Origin of the sequence: Rhodococcus sp. 008, assembly GCF_001682295.1 — a bacterium.
GTDB lineage: Bacteria > Actinomycetota > Actinomycetes > Mycobacteriales > Mycobacteriaceae > Rhodococcus_F > Rhodococcus_F qingshengii.
Genome location: NZ_CP012749.1, coordinates 1,455,845 through 1,473,484 on the forward strand (window position 1 = coordinate 1,455,845; position 17,640 = coordinate 1,473,484).

The 17,640-nt window shown below is 61.7% G+C and carries 16 protein-coding genes; 7 read left to right on the plus strand and 9 right to left on the minus strand.

Translation table 11 applies throughout. From position 1 onward, the window contains the following. Nucleotides 1–65: 65 nt before the first annotated feature. The gene (locus AOT96_RS06890; RefSeq protein ID WP_065351478.1) at nt 66–1,673 is read right to left on the minus strand and encodes an AMP-binding protein; all 1,608 of its coding nucleotides are present in this window, start codon (nt 1,671–1,673) and stop codon (nt 66–68) included. A 103-nt stretch (nt 1,674–1,776) separates the two neighbouring features. Further along, nucleotides 1,777–1,968, minus strand: coding sequence for a hypothetical protein (locus AOT96_RS35230; RefSeq protein WP_039973125.1), 192 nt, complete (start codon nt 1,966–1,968; stop codon nt 1,777–1,779). Nucleotides 1,969–1,993: 25 nt separating this feature from the next. On the opposite strand from AOT96_RS35230, the gene AOT96_RS06895 reads away from it, so the two are divergent. Next, complete coding sequence (locus tag AOT96_RS06895) at nt 1,994–2,509, plus strand: CGNR zinc finger domain-containing protein (protein WP_003940315.1); 516 nt, start codon at nt 1,994–1,996, stop codon at nt 2,507–2,509. Between the two features lie 10 nt (nt 2,510–2,519). Here AOT96_RS06895 and AOT96_RS06900 read toward each other — a convergent pair whose 3' ends face one another. The 3 genes from AOT96_RS06900 to AOT96_RS06910 all read right to left on the minus strand — a co-directional run bounded on the left by AOT96_RS06900 (nt 2,520) and on the right by AOT96_RS06910 (nt 5,090). After that, nucleotides 2,520–3,152, minus strand: a complete 633-nt coding sequence (locus tag AOT96_RS06900; RefSeq protein ID WP_030536522.1) for a hypothetical protein — start codon at nt 3,150–3,152, stop codon at nt 2,520–2,522. Between the two features lie 87 nt (nt 3,153–3,239). Next, on the minus strand, nt 3,240–3,776 hold the full coding sequence (locus tag AOT96_RS06905; RefSeq protein ID WP_007729952.1) for a hypothetical protein: 537 nt from the start codon (nt 3,774–3,776) through the stop codon (nt 3,240–3,242). Between the two features lie 150 nt (nt 3,777–3,926). Beyond that, complete coding sequence (locus AOT96_RS06910; protein ID WP_003940457.1) at nt 3,927–5,090, minus strand: LLM class flavin-dependent oxidoreductase; 1,164 nt, start codon at nt 5,088–5,090, stop codon at nt 3,927–3,929. Between the two features lie 157 nt (nt 5,091–5,247). On the opposite strand from AOT96_RS06910, the gene AOT96_RS06915 reads away from it, so the two are divergent. The 3 genes from AOT96_RS06915 to AOT96_RS06925 all read left to right on the plus strand — a co-directional run bounded on the left by AOT96_RS06915 (nt 5,248) and on the right by AOT96_RS06925 (nt 9,038). Beyond that, nucleotides 5,248–6,579 carry an MFS transporter gene (locus tag AOT96_RS06915; RefSeq protein WP_065352777.1) on the plus strand — a complete coding sequence of 444 codons (1,332 nt, stop codon included), beginning with the start codon at nt 5,248–5,250 and terminating at the stop codon, nt 6,577–6,579. A 141-nt stretch (nt 6,580–6,720) separates the two neighbouring features. Then, on the plus strand, nt 6,721–7,386 hold the full coding sequence (locus AOT96_RS06920; RefSeq protein ID WP_042924910.1) for a TetR/AcrR family transcriptional regulator: 666 nt from the start codon (nt 6,721–6,723) through the stop codon (nt 7,384–7,386). Beyond that, nucleotides 7,383–9,038 (plus strand): FAD-binding dehydrogenase, encoded by a 1,656-nt coding sequence (locus AOT96_RS06925; RefSeq protein WP_065351479.1) that lies wholly within the window; start codon nt 7,383–7,385, stop codon nt 9,036–9,038. Before AOT96_RS06920 ends, AOT96_RS06925 begins: the two co-directional genes overlap by 4 nt. 8 nt (nt 9,039–9,046) lie before the next feature. On the opposite strand, the gene AOT96_RS35235 is transcribed toward AOT96_RS06925, so the two are convergent. Together AOT96_RS35235 and AOT96_RS06930 are read right to left on the minus strand one after the other, a co-directional pair. Continuing rightward, nucleotides 9,047–9,184 (minus strand): hypothetical protein, encoded by a 138-nt coding sequence (locus AOT96_RS35235; RefSeq protein WP_153211511.1) that lies wholly within the window; start codon nt 9,182–9,184, stop codon nt 9,047–9,049. 47 nt (nt 9,185–9,231) lie between these two features. After that, nucleotides 9,232–11,598: an arylsulfatase gene (locus AOT96_RS06930; RefSeq protein ID WP_064073879.1), complete on the minus strand. Its 2,367-nt coding sequence runs from the start codon at nt 11,596–11,598 to the stop codon at nt 9,232–9,234. A 117-nt stretch (nt 11,599–11,715) separates the two neighbouring features. Between AOT96_RS06930 and AOT96_RS06935 the strand changes: the two genes are divergently transcribed. Both AOT96_RS06935 and AOT96_RS06940 read left to right on the plus strand, forming a co-directional pair. Then, nucleotides 11,716–12,927, plus strand: coding sequence for a DUF2254 family protein (locus AOT96_RS06935; protein ID WP_065351480.1), 1,212 nt, complete (start codon nt 11,716–11,718; stop codon nt 12,925–12,927). 94 nt (nt 12,928–13,021) lie between these two features. Next, entirely contained in the window at nt 13,022–14,854 is a 1,833-nt protein-coding gene (locus tag AOT96_RS06940) for an APC family permease (RefSeq protein WP_030536516.1), read from the plus strand. 8 nt (nt 14,855–14,862) lie between these two features. Here AOT96_RS06940 and AOT96_RS06945 read toward each other — a convergent pair whose 3' ends face one another. Both AOT96_RS06945 and AOT96_RS06950 read right to left on the minus strand, forming a co-directional pair. Further along, complete coding sequence (locus AOT96_RS06945) at nt 14,863–15,936, minus strand: VIT1/CCC1 transporter family protein (RefSeq protein ID WP_065351481.1); 1,074 nt, start codon at nt 15,934–15,936, stop codon at nt 14,863–14,865. Nucleotides 15,937–15,961: 25 nt separating this feature from the next. Then, complete coding sequence (locus AOT96_RS06950) at nt 15,962–16,807, minus strand: alpha/beta hydrolase (protein WP_003939910.1); 846 nt, start codon at nt 16,805–16,807, stop codon at nt 15,962–15,964. A 190-nt stretch (nt 16,808–16,997) separates the two neighbouring features. Here AOT96_RS06950 and AOT96_RS06955 point away from each other — a divergent pair, with 190 nt between their 5' ends. Next, a complete protein-coding gene (locus AOT96_RS06955) occupies nt 16,998–17,639 on the plus strand; it encodes a DUF4232 domain-containing protein (RefSeq protein ID WP_037126450.1) in 642 nt (213 codons plus the stop codon). Nucleotide 17,640 lies beyond the last annotated feature (1 nt).

Genomic DNA, 17,640 nt, shown 5'->3' on the forward strand with positions numbered 1-17,640 from the left:
TCCGGTATGTCTCTTATGTCGTGGTGAAATCCGTGTGAAAGGTTGTCGCCACCCACTCCACACTGCTAGGACGACGCCAGTGTCGTCGCCCAGCGGTAGTCCGCCTTACCGGCCGGGGTCCTCTTGACTTCATCGACCAGCACGATCGTGCGCGGCACCTTGTAACCGGCCAACGTCTTACGGCAATGTTCCTGAACCGCTTCGAGAGTCAGCTCGTCGGATCCGGGGTAGGTCGCGATCACCGCTGCGACCTGCTGCCCCATGCGCGGGTCGGGCGCGGGGACAACGAGTGCGTCCGATATTGCCGGATGCGCGTGAAGGGCGGCCTCGACCTCTTCGGCGAAGACCTTCTCACCACCGGTGTTGATGCACTGCGAGCCACGACCCAGGAAGACAATCGTGCCGTCCGCTTCGACCTTGCCCATGTCGCCGAGCACCGAAAGACGGGTGCCGTCAGCGCGGGTCGGGAACGTGCGGGCGGTCTTCTCTTCGTCCTTGTAGTACCCGAGCGGGACGTTTCCGATACGCGCGATGTAGCCCACGTCGTCGGAGCCGGCGGGGATCTCTTCGAGCCGCTCGTCGACCAGGATCATGTTCGGCGAGGGCGGCATTCGCAGATTCCCCGCCTCGTCGATGGAGAAGGCGCCGTCGTTACCGGACTCGGAGGCTCCGAAGTTGTCCCGCAGCAGCAGGTCCGGCTTCACCGCCAGCATGCGATCCCGAACGCTGGTGGACCAGATCGCACCACCCGAGGTGATCGAGAACAGGGTGCTGAAATCGACCTCGTCTTTGCGTCGTTCCATCTCGTCGACCAACGGCAGTCCCATGCCGTCACCGACGATCAAGATCACCTGTACCGAATCCTTCTCGATCGCTTCGACGACCTTCTCCGCAACGAATTCTCGTCGTAGAACCACGCGCGCGCCGAGGGTGAGGAACGTGAACAGCGAATACAACGCTGCGCCGTGCATGAGGGGGGCGGCAATGAGGAACGAGAGTTCCGGAAATTCCTTTGCAGCGCTGGCTATCTCGGCGAGGTCCTGTCGAGCTTCCTCGCCGTACGGATTTCCGCCGGAGAGCGGCTTACGAAAGAAGTCGTCGTGACGCCATATGACGCCCTTCGGGTATCCGGTGGTCCCGCCGGTGTAGAGCAGGTACACGTCGTCGCCCGAACGAGAATCGAACTCCCCTACCGGTGACATCTCGCGAGCGTCGTCGAAGGAAACCACGGAAACTTCATGCGCTTTCGCTGCGGCGACCAGGTCGGCCTCGACCTCGCCGATCACGATCACCGTCTTCACCTTCGGGCATGCACCGAAAAGGGAAGCAAGGACACGCTGATGCTCGGGGAGTTCCACGACCACTGCGACCGAGTCGGAGTTGGTGAAGATGTACTCGAGCTCGGCGGGTGTGTACCGGTAGTTCACGTTGATCGGGACCGCACGGATCTTGATCAACCCGAGGATCGACGTGACATGTTCGACGCTGTTCTTCAGGAACAGGGCTACATGATCGCCGCGCGAGATGCCGGCTTGCGCGAGCAGGTTGGCCGTTCGGTTGGCTTCCGCGTCCAGCTCAGCGTAGGAGAAGTTCTCTCCCTCGTAAGTCAAGGCGACGCGATCAGGCACCGAGCTGGCGACGGTTTCGAATACATCAGCGAGGTTGAACTGCATCGTCTTCCCTTTCAGAGTCTGCGCCGCGATACCGAGGCATACAACCCTGAATCTAGAACACGTTCCATGTCACCCGAGGCAAAACGGAGCGATTAGCTGACCATTACCTGGACCTGACCTTGATCGGCGCAGCGACGGCCGAGCCCGCACCGCCCGACACCCATTCGGCGAGCAAGGTCTGCCACGACCCGCAATGGCAGCGCAGGTAGGTGACCGTCCCCTCGCTGGTCCGATGCCGAGATTCGATCTCCCAGCGGTGGATGCAACTTATCGGCGCGAAATCTGTTTTTTTCATACGACGAGCATGATGTAATGGCATTGTGCATCTCAACCCTTACGGCGAATATGCGGTGACGCTGGCCGCCGACCTGGCCAATCGAAATCCCGAGACCTTGGCCGAACTCGTCGAACGCTGCGTCGACGCAGGCATCATTCTCGATTTCCCCATCGCCGAGAAGGACCTCGACGAGACCCTCGACCTTCTGATCGAGTGGTCGAAAATCGTCGACGTCACGGAGGAGGCAGCCCGCGCCGAGTTGGTGAACGTCATGCTCGAGCAAGCGTCGGCGTATCCGCGCATGACCAACCATGCAAACGACGGGTGGCATCTGCACTACCGCGATCCGCAACAGTCGCTCGCCGAGGTCCTCAAGGCCCTCTTCTCGGTAGGCACGGCGCTGCACCTCGTCGGCCGCGGAATGCACAGATTAGGTCGGTGCACCCTGGACGAGTGCACCAACATCTACGCGGACACCTCACGCAACGGCAATCAGCGGTACTGCTCCCCCACGTGTGCGAATCGCGACGCGGTGCGACGCCACCGCGCGCGCAAGTGAGCCGGACCGACTACGACGTGGGACCCACTACCTCGAAATCCGAACCACCTTGGTAGTCGAACTGGAAGCTGCCGCCGCTGCTTCCCGAGCTGATTCGATTCCACGCGTCGATCAAGTCCTGGACCGTGTTATATCCCAGGTCCTCCAAAGAACCTGAGAGACTTCCGGTTCCGGCGCCCTCGAACCAGCCGCCGACCACAACGGCCTGCGGAATCGCGATAGTGGGGTTGGTCGGATCGAGCAGTCGAACGCACGCTCCCGCAACGGCGTACACCCCGGCCGGCAGATTGCCGACGGTCCGCGTGATCGTCTGCCCAGGCGAAACAGCAAACAGATCGAGGATGTTGCTGACGGTCGGATACACCAACACGCCGGGCTGGAGCAGCTTTGCCGGATCACGAATCACGTCGGGGACATCTCTGGCGTTGAGGATCGCCACTGTGCAGTTGATGAAGCTGAACCGCGGGTTCGGGTTGGTGATGGTGAAGGTGATCGCATTGTCCGCTGCGCTCACCGACATCGGAGGCGGGAGAATCGCCGGTGCTGCCGACGCCGTCGCCGGAGTCATGACAACAAGTCCCACGACGGCGGCCGACGCCGCGACAATGCTTCCGAGAACGCGTTTGAATCCACGACTTCGCATTTCCGAACCTCCAGGCAAGTCGGTCAGATCACCAGATGCCTGAAGAATAGACCGCTCAGTCGGAAAATTGGGGAGACAGACGGTGAGCTACCCGAAAAGTCCTTCGAGGCTGCCGCTGCCGAACAGGTCGCTCAGGCTTCCGGTATTGATGCCGCTGAACGGTCCACCGATGACAACGAGGCTCGGCACGCCAGGAACAGGCTTACCCAACGTCTCCAGATCGAGAAGATCGGAGCACGCACCGAGCACGGCGTAGGTTCCGTCCGGAACATCGGTCACGGTGTTGGTGACCGTCTGGCCCTTACCGACGGCGAACAGTGAGGACGGGTCGGTGATCTTGGGGTACACCACAAGGTTCGGATCGAGCAGCTTGAGCGGATCATCAAGCACGGCAGCAGAATCCGCAGCGTTGACGACAAACGCCTGGCACAACGGGGCAATGCCCGTGTTGTTGTTCGTGATCGTCAGCGCCAGATCGTTTCCGGTCACCTTGTACGAGACGACCGGCGGGACCACCTCGGCCGACGCAGTTGCAGGATTGACCATCGCGACGCCTGCCGCGGTTGCAGCGGCGACTGCCACGGTTCCCACGACGCGACGTACTCCACTCGTGCCCAGCTTCATCGAGGATCCTTTCGTACTGCGCCTTGAGTTCGGCAACAGTGCGCAGCCTAGAACGGATCTACTGACCGAATTGCGTGAATAGTCCCGGAGGGAGGCCGTGCCCGAAAGATCGGGACAAACGTCCCCTTCTCGAAGAGCTTGCTTTTCGACTCAGTTCCCACTGGAGACGAAGGGCGTTCGCACCGGTCCGCCGACCGAACCGTGCGGTGCTACCAATCCACGCTTTTCGAGGATCGGACGCACACCCTCACCGAACTGATACGCCTCTTCGAGATGGGGATAGCCCGACAATACAAAGTGATCCAGGCCGATCGCCGCGTACTCGGCAATCCGATCAGCCACTTCTTGGTGCGAACCTACCAATGCGGTGCCTGCACCCCCTCGCACCAATCCGACGCCGGTCCACAGGTTCGGCGCAATCTCCAGCGACCTCGCTCCGACGCCCTCCTTGTAAGCCGAACCGCCGCCGTGCAATTCGAGCATTCGACGCTGACCTTCGGAGCCGGATCGCGCAAGACTCGCCTGAGCCTGCTCGACGGTCGCCGGATCGAGCGCACTGAGCAGCCGATCCGCTTCTGCCCATGCCTGTTCCGAGGTGTCCCGGCTGATGACATGCAGACGGATTCCGTAGTCGAGGTGACGACCTTGGACTTCCGCGAGGTCGCGGATCCAGGCGATCTTGGCGGCAACAGCGGACGGCGTCTCACCCCAGGTGAGATACGTATCCGCGTAACGCGATGCGACGGTTCCGGCCGCCGGCGACGATCCGCCGAAGAAGATGGGCGGTACCGGATCCGGAATACGCTGCAGCGTAGCCTTTTCCACGTTGACGTACTCGCCGGAGAAATCAACCGGACCGTTACCGGACCACAACTGGCGGATCACGTCGAGGAACTCGCCGCATCGTGCGTACCGTTGGTTCTTGTCGAGGAAGTCACCGAACGTGCGCTGCTCGTGGTCCTCCCCGCCGGTCACGACGTTGAGCAGCAGACGACCGCCCGACTGCCATTGGAAGGTTGCGGCCATCTGGGCGGCCAGCGTCGGGCTGAGCAATCCCGGTCGCAGAGCAACCAGAAACTTGAGCGTCTCGGTGGTCTCGAGCATCATCGCTGTCGTCAGCCATGCGTCTTCGCACCACGCGCCGGTCGGCGTGAGGACGGCCTCGAAGCCGTTCGTCTCGGCGGCCGCGCCGATCTGATTGAGGTATTTCAGCGTCGCCGGACGATCACCGGACATCGAGCTGCCGTGCCCACCCGCCATCAGATTCCGGGAATCACCGTAAGTAGGCAAGAACCAGTGGAAGCGCAGTGACACGGTGATTCCTTTCGTCGACGAACAGGCAGAACTCTTCTGTCATTACAACCACAGTCCACCTCGAAGAACAGGGTTGAAATCACCCTGATCGCTACGGGTGCCCACTTTCGGCTCCGGCGATACCTTCGTGAATTTGCACCGCGACCCGGGGGCTCCGATGACCACGTTTGCCGAAGTCGAGCACAATTCACCGTTCTCGAACGAGACCGACGACGAGCGGCGATCCAGACTGAGAACCGTCGTCGCCGCGAGCCTGCTCGGCACGACGGTCGAGTGGTACGACTTCTTCCTCTATGCGACGGCCGCGAGCCTCGTCTTCAATCAACTGTTCTTCCCCAACCAGAGTTCCTTTGTCGGGACCATGCTTTCTTTTGCGACCTTCGCGGTCGGCTTTCTCGTTCGCCCCATCGGCGGAGTGGTGTTCGGTCACATCGGCGATCGCATCGGGCGCAAGAAAACGCTTGCCCTCACGATGTTCATCATGGGTATCGCGACGGCGCTCATGGGTGTCCTTCCGACCGCAGCTCAAATCGGGGTCGTTGCACCGATTCTGCTTCTGCTGCTTCGTATCCTGCAGGGATTTGCTCTCGGTGGTGAGTGGGCCGGAGCCGTTCTTCTGGCGGTCGAACACAGTCCGGAGAAGAAGCGCGGGCTGTTCGGCAGCATCCCGCAGATCGGACTGGCTCTCGGCTTGGCTTTGGGCACAGGAATGTTCGCACTACTTCAAACGGTCTTCGACGACGAACAGTTTCTCCGTTTCGGCTGGCGCATAGCCTTTGTTCTGAGCTTGGTACTCGTGATCGTGGGGTTGGTGGTCCGTTTGAAGGTCGACGAGACGCCGGCATTTCAGGCCGTTCGCGACCTCGAACAGCGCTCATCCGCCCCGCTCAGGGAAGTCTTTCAAGGAAGAGTCGCGCGAAACACCGTACTGGGCATGCTGTCTCGCTGGGGCGAGGGCGCCGCGTTCAACACCTGGGGCGTCTTTGCAATCACGTATGCAACCAAGACTCTGCATTTCGAAAAGGTTCCGGTACTTCTTGTGGTCACCGTGGCCGCAGTAGTGATGGCGATCTTGCTGCCGTTTTCCGGTTCACTCGCTGATCGGTTCGGCCCGCAACGGGTCTACATCGTGGGCATCGCCGCGTACGGCCTCGCGATCTTCCCCGCCTTCGCACTGTTCGGTACCGAGAATCTCCTGCTCTTCGGAGTCGCGATGGTCGTGGTCTTCGGAGTGATTCATGCCTTGCTCTACGGCGCCCAGGGAACGCTGTATGCGAGCCTCTACCCCACAGAAATCCGGTACACCGGGTTGTCGGTCGTCTATCAGTTCTCTGGTATCTACGCCTCCGGCGTCACACCTCTGATCCTTACTGCACTGATCGGCGCCACCGGCGGTTCACCGTGGCTGGCCTGTGGATATCTGGTGGCCACCTCGGCGATCAGCGTCGTCGCCACTGCGGCGATCAGGAAGCGTGATCTGCATCTGTAGCGATCACATCTGAATATTCACCTCTCTTGCACATTTACTAGATATGTATAGAAATACCTGCGAAGAAGAACAGATCGAGATACGCCTGCGCATCGGATACATCGGTGTATCGTTTGGGGTCCCACCCTGACGGAGGCGCCGATGACGACTGGAACGGACAACTCGCCGGCCAAGCGTGTCACCAAACGCCGTGGTCAGACCCGGCAGCGTCTGCTCGACGCGGCTGCAGATGTCTTCTCCGAATCCGGGTTCGGGCACGCCACGGTCGAGCAGATCTGCGAACGCGCCGGATACTCCCGAGGCGCGTTCTACTCCAACTTCGATTCACTCGACGAATTGTTCTTCGCGATGTGGGAGCAGCGATCTGCATCAATGCTCGCCGATCTACGGCTGGCGACGGAGTCGATCACCGCCGGTAACATCGTCGACATCCATGCCGCTGTCGCCCGGATCGTGGCGGTGGTTCCGGTCGACCCGCAGTGGTACCGGATCAACGCGGAATTCACAGCCCACGCGCTCCGTAACCCGGCACTTCGCAAAGCCCTTGCCGACCGTGAAGACGCGATCCTTCGCACCCTGTTGCCCATCGTGGAGTCCGCACTCAGCGATGTCGGGCGAACAATCGTCGGCGACCCGACGGCGTTGGGACGGGCATTGGTTGCAGTGCACGACGGCACCAGCGTGCAGTGCCTCGTCGATACCGACACCAACGCCGCCTTTGCACTGCGCCGCGATATCTTCACTCGAATTCTGCTGTCCTACAGCGAAATAATCCAGAACAACCAATCGGAAGAGGAGTTGTCGTGAGCGAACAAGCTGACGTCATCGTTGTCGGGGCAGGGCTGGCGGGACTGGTCGCCACCTACGAACTGACGCGCGCGGGCCGCAAAGTCCTTGTCGTGGAACAGGAGAACGCTGCCAACCTCGGCGCGCAGGCATTTTGGTCTCTCGGCGGACTCTTCCTCGTGAACAGCCCCGAACAACGCCGACTCGGCATCAAGGACTCCCTCGAGTTGGCGATGCAGGACTGGATGGGCACAGCGGGATTCGACCGCGACCGCGAAGATCACTGGCCGCGTCAGTGGGCCAAGGCGTACGTCGAGTTCGCGGCCGGCGACAAGCGTCAGTACCTGCACGATCTGGGGCTTCGCCTGATGCCGAATGTCGGCTGGGCCGAACGTGGCCGCGGAATGGCTCTTGGACACGGCAATTCGGTACCGCGCTTCCACCTCACCTGGGGCACCGGACCTGGCGTCGTCGATGTCTTTCTGACCAAAGTGATCGCCGCTCAGAAGCGTGGACTGGTCACGTTCAAGCACCGCCACCAAGTCGATCAACTCGTCGTCACCGATGGTGCGGTCACTGGTGTACGCGGAACCGTCCTCGAACCTTCCAGTGATCTGCGCGGCGTGAAGAGCTCGCGCACCTCCATCGGCGAATTCGAGTTCGCCGCACAGGCCGTCGTGGTCACCTCCGGTGGAATCGGCGGCAACTACGAACTGGTGAAGAAGAATTGGCCGGAGCGACTCGGCACGGCTCCGAAGCACATGCTGACGGGAGTACCGGCGCACGTCGACGGGCGCATGCTCGAAATCACCGAATCCGCGGGCGGAAACATCGTCAACCGCGACCGCATGTGGCACTACACCGAAGGCATCCAGAACTGGAATCCCATCTGGCCCAACCACGGAATCCGAATCATCCCCGGACCGTCCTCGATGTGGTTCGACGCCACCGGCAAGCGTCTGCCGGTCCCCAACTTCCCCGGCTTCGACACGATGGGAACTTTCAAGTACATCCTCGACAGCGGCCACGAGTACACGTGGTTCATCCTCGACCAGAAGATCATCGAGAAGGAGTTCGCACTCTCGGGATCGGAACAGAACCCTGACTTCACCAACCGCGACTTCAAGCTCCTCCTCGAACGAATCAAGAAGGGCGCGCCGGGACCGGTCGAGGCGTTCAAGCAGAAGGGCGCGGACTTCGTGGTGCGCAACAACCTTCGTGATCTGGTCGACGGCATGAACGCCCTCACCGACGAACCGCTCCTCGACTACGAGGACATCGAACGCGAGATGATCGCCCGCGACCGCGAAGTCGATAACAAGTACAGCAAGGACTTCCAGGTCACCGCCATCCACGGTGCCCGTAATCTGTTGGCAGACAAGATCGTGCGCGTCGTTGCACCGCACAAGATCCTGGACCCCAAGAACGGCCCACTGATCGCGGTCCGGTTGCACCTGCTCACACGCAAGACTCTCGGCGGCTTGGAAACCAACCTGGATTCGCAGGTCATCAAGGCCGACGGCAGTGTCTTCGACGGCCTGTACGCAGCCGGTGAAGTCGCGGGCTTCGGCGGCGGCGGAGTCCACGGTTACAGCGCACTCGAGGGGACCTTCCTCGGCGGCTGCATCTTCTCGGGCCGCGCAGCCGGACGAGCATTGGCGCGCGACCTGTAGCCCCGAAATCAGGCGAGCGAATGCGTGACCAGAATGTGGTGGGCACGCATTCGCCGCGCCTCGTGCACGGATTGATGGTGGTGATGGTGCGTCGGCCCGCGCGCGTGGCGGACCAGATCGTGAACAGTACGGATGACGGTCGGCATTGCGACCCTCCCTCAGGAGATTGTGACTGCTGCTCTTGCCTGTGGAATCACTGTCTGGACACCGCCACTCGCGCCACCTCCTCCGGATCGATGAGGTGGGTATGGTCGTCGTCACCGACATCGATCTGCACGACGTCGATACGTGCGTTGAATGTGGTTGCGCCACTGTAATCAACACTGACAGGCATGCCGTAGTCATCCCCGATGTCGGTGGTCTCGTCCGCGGAGAAGACCATCGGTTGCGTCTGCTCGACGCGACCTGAGCCCACTTCGCGACCGTCGTGATAGATCGTGACCCCACCGCCTCTCGCGAGACCACCTCCGTCGTAGGTGAACTCAGCTCTGATCTGGTGTGATCCTGCCGGAATGTCAACGTCGGAACCGATGACGAACTCGGTCATGCCCAATAGGTTGTAGACGAATTTGGCGCGGCCTTCCCGCGCGTAAAGTGCCCAGCCACCAAATCTGCCTCCCTGCGCGATCATCACACCGTTGGCAGTAATGCCATCCGCGACGTCGACTGCTGCTGTGACACTGAATGATCGGTTCTTGATACTCAGCACGCTGTGCTCGCTCAGCCGTTTCATTCCGGGAAACAGAACCTGTCGATTCCCGGACACCAACTGCGGACGCCCCGCGATGTGAGGGTTGAACCTCTCGAATCTTCGGTCGTCGATCGGAAGCACGTTGTACTTGACTGCTTCGATCAACCACAAGCGTTGCAGTGCAGCGAGTTTCTCCGGCAACTCGGCCGCCAAATCTTTGGACTGCGTCCAATCCTGAGACCCGTCGTAGAGCTCCCACACGTCGTCGTCGAGAGCGGGGAGTGCCTCCGCGAAAAGCCACGGAGTGCTGTGCCTGGTGACCGCACTCCAACCCTTGTAATAGATTCCACGGTTGCCGGCCATCTCGAAGTACTGCAGATCGTGACGTTCGGCGACTTCGGCGTCGTCGAAGGTGTAGACCATGCTGGTCCCCTCGATGGGTGATTGCTGGACGCCGTTGACAAAGGTCGGTTCCGGTAGTTTCGCGACTTCGAGGATCGTCGGTGCAACGTCGATGACGTGGGTGAACTGCGACCGCGTCTCCCCCTTGGTCCGAATCCCTGCAGGCCAGTGCACGATCGTCCCGTTACGGGTGCCACCCCAGTGTGACGCAACCTGTTTCGTCCACTGATACGGCGTACACATTGCCCACGCCCACCCCACGGAATAGTGGTTGTATGCGTCCTTGGTACCGAATTTGTCTTTCACTTCCGCCATGAACTCGGGTGTTTCGATGGCGGCGAGTCCGTTGAAGTTGGCCATCTCGTTGAAAGCGCCGTTGATCGTCCCCTCTGCGGATGCTCCGTTGTCTCCGATGATGTAGTACACGAGAGTGTTGTCGAGAGCTCCGAGTTCTTCGATCGCATCGACAAGCCGGCCGACATGGAAATCGGTGTGTTCGAGAAATCCTGCATAGACTTCCATTTGGCGTTCGAGGACGGGCTTCATCTCCTCACTCATGTCCTCCCACGCCGGGATGGCCTCGGGACGCGGGGTGAGGACCGCATCCGCGGGAACGACCCCCCGCTGCTTCTGCTGCTCGAGAATCGATTCGCGTTGAGCGTCCCAACCTCCTGCGAACCGGCCCTCGTACTTGTCGGCCCACTGCTTCGGAACATGGTGCGGTGCATGTGTGGCGCCGGGTGCAAAGTAGACGAAGAACGGCTTGTCCGGAGCCAATGACTTCTGCATCCGAACCCAGTCGATCGCGTGATCGGCAAGGTCCTCAGTGAGGTGGTAACCCTCCTCCGGTGTCTTGTCCGGCTCGACAGGCGCGACGCCCTCGTACAGCGCCGGGTAATACTGGTTGTTCTCCCCGCCGATGAATCCGTAGAAGTGCTCGAATCCGCCTTCTCCCGTCGGCCACGACGTGAACGGTCCCACCGGGGATGTTTGCCACGGCGGAACCTCGTGACACTTGCCGAACTGCGCCGTCGAGTATCCGTTGAGTTTCAACGTCATCGGCAGTGCGGCTTTGGTATTCGGCCGCAGGCCGGAAAGACCAGGAGCCGAGGTAGCGGTTTCGGTGATCGATCCCATGCCGACCGAATGATGGTTGCGCCCGCTCAGAAGAGCGGCGCGGGTCGGAGCACACAGTGCCGTCGTGTGAAACCGCGTGTACGTGAGCCCATTACTTTGCAATCGCTCAGCAGTCGGTGTGTCCGCTGGTCCGCCGAAGGCACTGCTCGCGCCATATCCCACGTCGTCCAACAGGACCACCAGAACGTTGGGTGCGCCGGCCGGCGGTAGTAGCGGAGTGATCGGCGGAAACTCGGTGTCCGGATCCTTCGCGTCGTACGTCACCAGACCAAGATGTTGTCGATCCGGAATCGGTAGTACGGCGCGGCTCTGGTCTGTCGGATCCGTCATGACGTCTCGCCTTCTGTCTCTCACATGGCTCTTTCAAGCGTTTCAGGATCACGACGACGTCGACATCATCCGTTTCGGGTGAAGGCGCACCATTGCCGCAGCGTGGAGGCTTGAAGTGTGGATCAGCCCGGACGTTTCGCTCCCACCCCGATCGGGCATGCCTTCCTCGTCCCCCGGCGCCGTGTACGTGCCGGCCTGACCCAGATCCTGTGCGTCGTCGTGGGACTGGCTGCCGGACTGGGGATGCCGTATGTCCGGAGCGGCCCGATGATTCCCGCCCGTCAGGTCAGCGAGATGCTCGTTGCCCTCGGACTGGGGTTATTGGGTGTAGTGGCAGTGATCTTCTCGCTGCTGTTCCTTGTAGTCCAGTGGGCCGCGACCACCTTCACTCCTCGCTTGTTGTTGTTCCGCGACGACCCCATCGTGTGGCGGACGTTTGCCTTCGCGATAGGCCAGTCGGTTTTCGACATCACGGCGGCGCTCGCCATCAGCAACGAAACGGATGTGTCCGTGGTTGTGCCAAGTCTCGCAGTGCTGGCACTCTTGGCCACGCTGACGCTGATCAGACTGCTCCAGCTGCGCGCATTCTCGGCCATCCAGTTGGCTCCTGTACTGACCACGATCTCGAGTCGTGGCCGAGCAGTCTTCGCCGCCGTGTACCCCACCACCGATCTGGAGTTGCCGCCTCTACCAACACTTCCGGTGATCACGACAATCGAGTGGCATCGACCGCCGGCCGTTCTGCAGCAGATCCTCGTCGAAGATCTGCTGCAGAACGCTCGGAACTGCCGATCCATGGTGGTCCTCCGAGTGTCGCCGGGTAGCACGCTGCGAGACGGATTGCCGCTCGCCGACGTCTACGGCGGACCCATGCCCGCCAACACGATCCTTGACGCCTTGGTCAGTGGGAGTGAGCGGACCTTCACCCAGGACCCCCTACTCGCGATTCGGTTGTTGGCTGACATCGCGCTCAGAGCGCTCTCACCCGCTATCAACGATCCTGCGACGGCCGTGCAGGCTCTGGACGAGATCGAGGACCTCCTCTCTCTGGTGGCCTCCGTACGCGCAGATTCGATCCGGGCCGTCGACGAGCGTGGTGATCTGCGTGTGGTGATTCCACTGCCCGACTTCACGAGCTTCGTCAGAACCGGACTGGACGACGTCATAGCCTCGGCATCGAACTCGCCACTCGTTCTGGGCCGACTTCGCGACCTACTTTCGCACGTCGCCGCCCAATCGGAGTCTCGGAACCGCGATATTCTCGCCAAGCGCGCTCGCTGGATTGATCAGCTGTCACAAGGCTTCCCGCGACTCGAACCCCCGTTGTGAACCCGTACAGATTTGCGGGCCATCGCGTCAAAGCATCGTCAAGATCAGTCTCAGAGCTACGGGAAATGACGATACTGACTCGGTGAGACATGCAGTGATACTCGGACACCGTGGAGTCATATCGTCGACGACCCGCCCGGCCCGTGGGCCAGAGAATCAGAAGCTCTCCGTCGCAACCGGACTGGCAGGGCTTTCGCTCGACGCGATGGCCTCGGTGTCGTACGGGCCAGAAGCCATCGTGTTGGTGTTGGCCCTCGCCGGCGGCGCGGGGATCGGGTTCACCGTGCCGGTGACGATCGCCATCGCCGTGCTGCTTGTGGTCCTGGTGGCGTCGTATCGCCAGGTGATCGCCGCATTTCCCGAAGGCGGTGGCGCATATGCCGTCGCGAAGAAGCATCTGAGTCCTCGCGCAAGCCTGACTGCCGCCGCATCGTTGATCGTCGACTACACCCTCAACGTCGCGGTATCGATCGCAGCCGGTGTCGCGGCTCTGACCTCCGCCTTCCCTGCGCTTCTTCCCTACACGGTCTGGATCGCACTGGCGATACTCGGCGGCATCACGGCACTGAATCTGCGGGGCATCGCAGATTCCGCGCGGGTATTCATGTTGCCCACCGTGGTTTTTGTCGTCAGCATCTTCACGGTGATCGGTGCCGGACTGCTTCGGGAAAACCCTGCTGCCGCAACGGCTCCCTTCGTCGTCGACAACGCACACACGATCGGCATTCTCCTTCTGCTCAAGGCATTTTCGAGTGGTTGCGCCGCATTGACCGGTGTCGAAGCCATCGCCAACGCGGTACCCAGTTTCAAGAAGCCTCGCGTGCGTAGCGCTCAGCGTGCCGAAGTAGCTCTGGGAATCCTGTTGGGCACCATGTTGATCGGCCTTGCCGTGTTGATCGAGAAGTTCTCACTGGCCCCAGTCCCTGGAACAACGGTCCTGTCGCAACTCACTTCCGCTGCCCTCGGAAATGGTGTGGGCTACTACGTCGTCCAATTCTCCACTGTGATTCTATTGGCGTTGGCCGCGAATACCTCGTACGGCGGACTTCCGAACCTGATGCGAATCCTCGCCGACGACAACGTGCTCCCGCACCGCTTCAGCCGGAAGTCGACGCGCGACGTCTTCACTTACGGCGTCTTGTCGCTCGGTGGCGTCGGTGCTCTCCTGCTCATCGGATCCGGCGGAAACATGAACACCTTGGTGCCGCTGTTCGCCATCGGTGTGTTCATCGGATTCACGCTCGCGCAGTTCGGCATGGTGCGCCACTGGCTCGCCGAACAGACGCCGGGCTGGAAGTGGCGCCTAGCGCTCAACGGTTTCGGCGCAGTGTTGACCTCGATCGCAGCAGTGGTGACCACCGCCATGAAGTTCACCGAGGGAGCCTGGCTGATCGCTCTCGCCCTCCCTGCGCTCGTCCTCGGTATGGAACGCATCCGCGGTGCGTACACACATATCGGTACGCGGTTAACCGTTCAGGGTGAGAACGATTCTCTGTCTATCGGATACAAACCAGCGGTCCTAGTACCGGTGTCCGAAATTACGTCGCTCTCCACCCGCGCGATGGCCGCGGCAACGGCGATGTCGTCACAGCCCATCGCAATTCGAGTCTGCCTGGCCCACGAATCGACGACGGACTTCACACGCCGATGGCAAGCCCGACACCCGAATTCGCGTTTGATCGTCATCGAGGACACCGAGAATTCCGTGGGGAACACCCTCGCCCGCTACATCCGCACACACTTCCCCCACCGAGAGACCTTTGTTGTCGTCGCCACCATCGACCCGGCGACCAGATGGCACCGGTTCCTCCCGAGCCAACGGACCGATGAGATCGCTCATGCACTGCGCAAACACACCGAGGCCGTGGTGTGCCAGATTCCGGTTCGGATCGATCCGGCTCACCGCGATCCCGCCCTACGCGCGTAAGCCGACGCTCAGAGCGAAGTCCCGAACAACATGCCGAGCAGATACGTCGCGCCGGCAGCGCCGTAGCCGATCGCAAGTTGGCGTAGCGCCCGCTTGAATGGCGGCCCGCCCGAGAGCAACCCGACCACAACGCCCGTCGTCAGCAACGCGATCCCCACGAGAACAGATGCGACGATCAGAGCCGTCATGCCTTCCAGGCCGAACAGATACGGCAGCACCGGAATGATTGCGCCCGAGGCGAAGAAGCAGAAACTTGCCGCCGCTGCGCCCAACCCGGTTCCGACAGCTTCATGGTCGTCGACAACGTCGGCGGCGCCGAAGGTGCTGTTCGCGAGGACCTCGGCGGCGCGCTGATCCGCTTCCTCGGCGGACATGCCGCGGGCCCGGTAGACCAGGGCCAATTCGTTCGCGTCGACGTCGAGCAGTCCGACAGCTTCGCTGGCAGCCGGACCAGGATTGGACGCTTCCAACAACTCTCGCTGCGAGCGGACTGAAACGTACTCGCCGGCGCCCATCGACAGGGCGCCGGCCAGAAGCCCGGCCATGCCGGTGATCAGAACGATCTGATTGGAGACGCCGCTACCGCTGATGCCGAGCACGAGAGCGAGATTGCTGACGAGGCCGTCGTTGGCTCCGAAGACGGCGGCACGAAACATCCCCGAAAGTCTGTTCCGACCCCGAGTGGCCAAGGCCCGCACCACTTCTTCGTGGATCTTCTCGTCCGCGCCCATCGATGCGGTCGCGTCGGCGTCGTTGGGATACGGGGATCGCGTCTCCGCGCGCTGCGCAAGAGCGAGCACGAAGACGGAGCCGAAGCGCCTGGCCAGAAAGCCCAGTATCCGAGTGCGGATATCGCCGCGAAGTGGTTTGCCGACGTGATCGCCGAGTAGCGCTCGCCAGTGCGCCTCGTGTCGCCCCTCCGCGTCGGCCAGTGCGAGAAGGATTTCGCGCTCCTCGCCGCTGCGCCTACTCGCGAGGTCTCGGTAGACGGCGGCCTCGGCTTGTTCGTCGGCGAGGTATCGTCTCCAGCGCTTGACATCTCGCGGGTCTGGATCGGGTCGTGCGGCCGGAACTGTGGACATCGTGTTCCCCTTTCCGGTGAGGCGGTCACGCTTCGAGTACGCGGTCCATCCACGTCGTCAGATCGTTGATGACGTCGTCGCGGTTGGTCTCGTTGAAGATCTCGTGTCTGGCACCCGGATAGGTGTAGTAGGTGACGTCTTCGATCCCCGCCGAGTTGTACCGTTCGACTGCGACGTCGGTACGGCTCAGTGCGGCGTTGAGAGGATCCGAGGTGCCGACGAAGACCAGGATCGGAAGGTCTTGTCGCACGCCCTCGACGTCGACGAACCTCGGTCCCGCTGCGATAAGTCCACCCATGCCGGCGTCGTCCAGGCTGAAACCGCACAGCGGATCGTTGATGTACAAATCCACCTGCGCTTCGTCACGGCTGAGCCAGTCGTGCGGAGTACGGGCCGGTTCGAATTCCGCATTGAACTGGGCGAGGACGTCCGGGCCGTCGTTGACGAGGCTCTCGATCAGTTGATCGACCGCGGTGGTCCCCGACAGTGCGACGGCGTCGATCAGGTGCGAATGATCGAGGATGTACTGCTGCGAAGCGAACGAACCGAGGCTGTGGCTGAGCAGTACGACGGGCAGGCCGGGGTGTTTGTCGCGGATGATGCCCGTGAGGGTCACCATGTCTGCCACCAAGCGGTTCCAGCCGTCGTCGCCGATGTTGCCTGGGCCGGCGTGCATGCTCTCACCGTGGCCGCGGTGGTCCGCCGCGTAGACGTGGAAACCGCGAGCATTCAGGGCTTCGGCAACGTGTGCGTAGCGTTTTGCGTGCTCACCCATACCGTGCGCGAGTTGAACAACCCCTCGAGGTTCCTGCTCGGTGGGCCATTCGTGGACATGAATGACCACTCCGTCGTCGCTGGTGAAGGTGAACATGCGCTACTCCCGGTGGTCGCGATCCGGACAGGTCATTTCTCATGCTAGATCCGCAGCGGCAATCCATCCGGGAAGTAGGTCCTGATCACCGGCGAGCCTGATTCGTTTCTGCACATCCGGCCTCGGATTCGGATATACCGGACACGGATGTTCGGAAACAGTTGTCGACCAGCCTGAGGAGTACAGAGCGATGAATTCGAACCGCATGCGCAACGTCGGCTTGTTGGCGGCTCCACTTGCTGCTCTCGCCCTTCTCAGCGGTTGCGGCTCGGATGAAACGGGAACGGCCGAGAGTTCACCGGCACCCGCCTCAACAACGACCGCCTCTGCGCCGACGACCCAGACCGGCACCGCTTCACCTTCGACGACCCATACCGACCACACCCAAACGACAACCTCGACGGCACCCAATCCCGAGGGTTGCACGATCGGGGAACTGAACGTCACCCTCGGCGAGTCGAGTGGCGCCGCCGGTTCTGTGGAGCTTCCGGTGGTCTTCACCAACACGGGCGGCCGCACGTGCACACTCGACGGTTTCCCCGGCGTCTCGTATGTCACGGGAGCGTCCGGAAGCGAAGTGGGTGCTGCAGCCGGCCGCTCCGGATCCGGTTCACTCGTCTCCCTTGCCCCTGGCTCTGCCGCAACGTCTTTGGTGCGAGCTACGAACGTCGAGAACTACCCGGCAGATCAGTGCGGCGTGACCGACGTTGCGGGACTGAGGGTTTACCCACCCAACAGCTACGACTCGGTCTTCCTCGCCTACCCCACCAAGGGTTGCTCGATGACCGGCGCGAACATCAACCAGCTGACGGTCGCGCCGGTCGCCCGCTGAG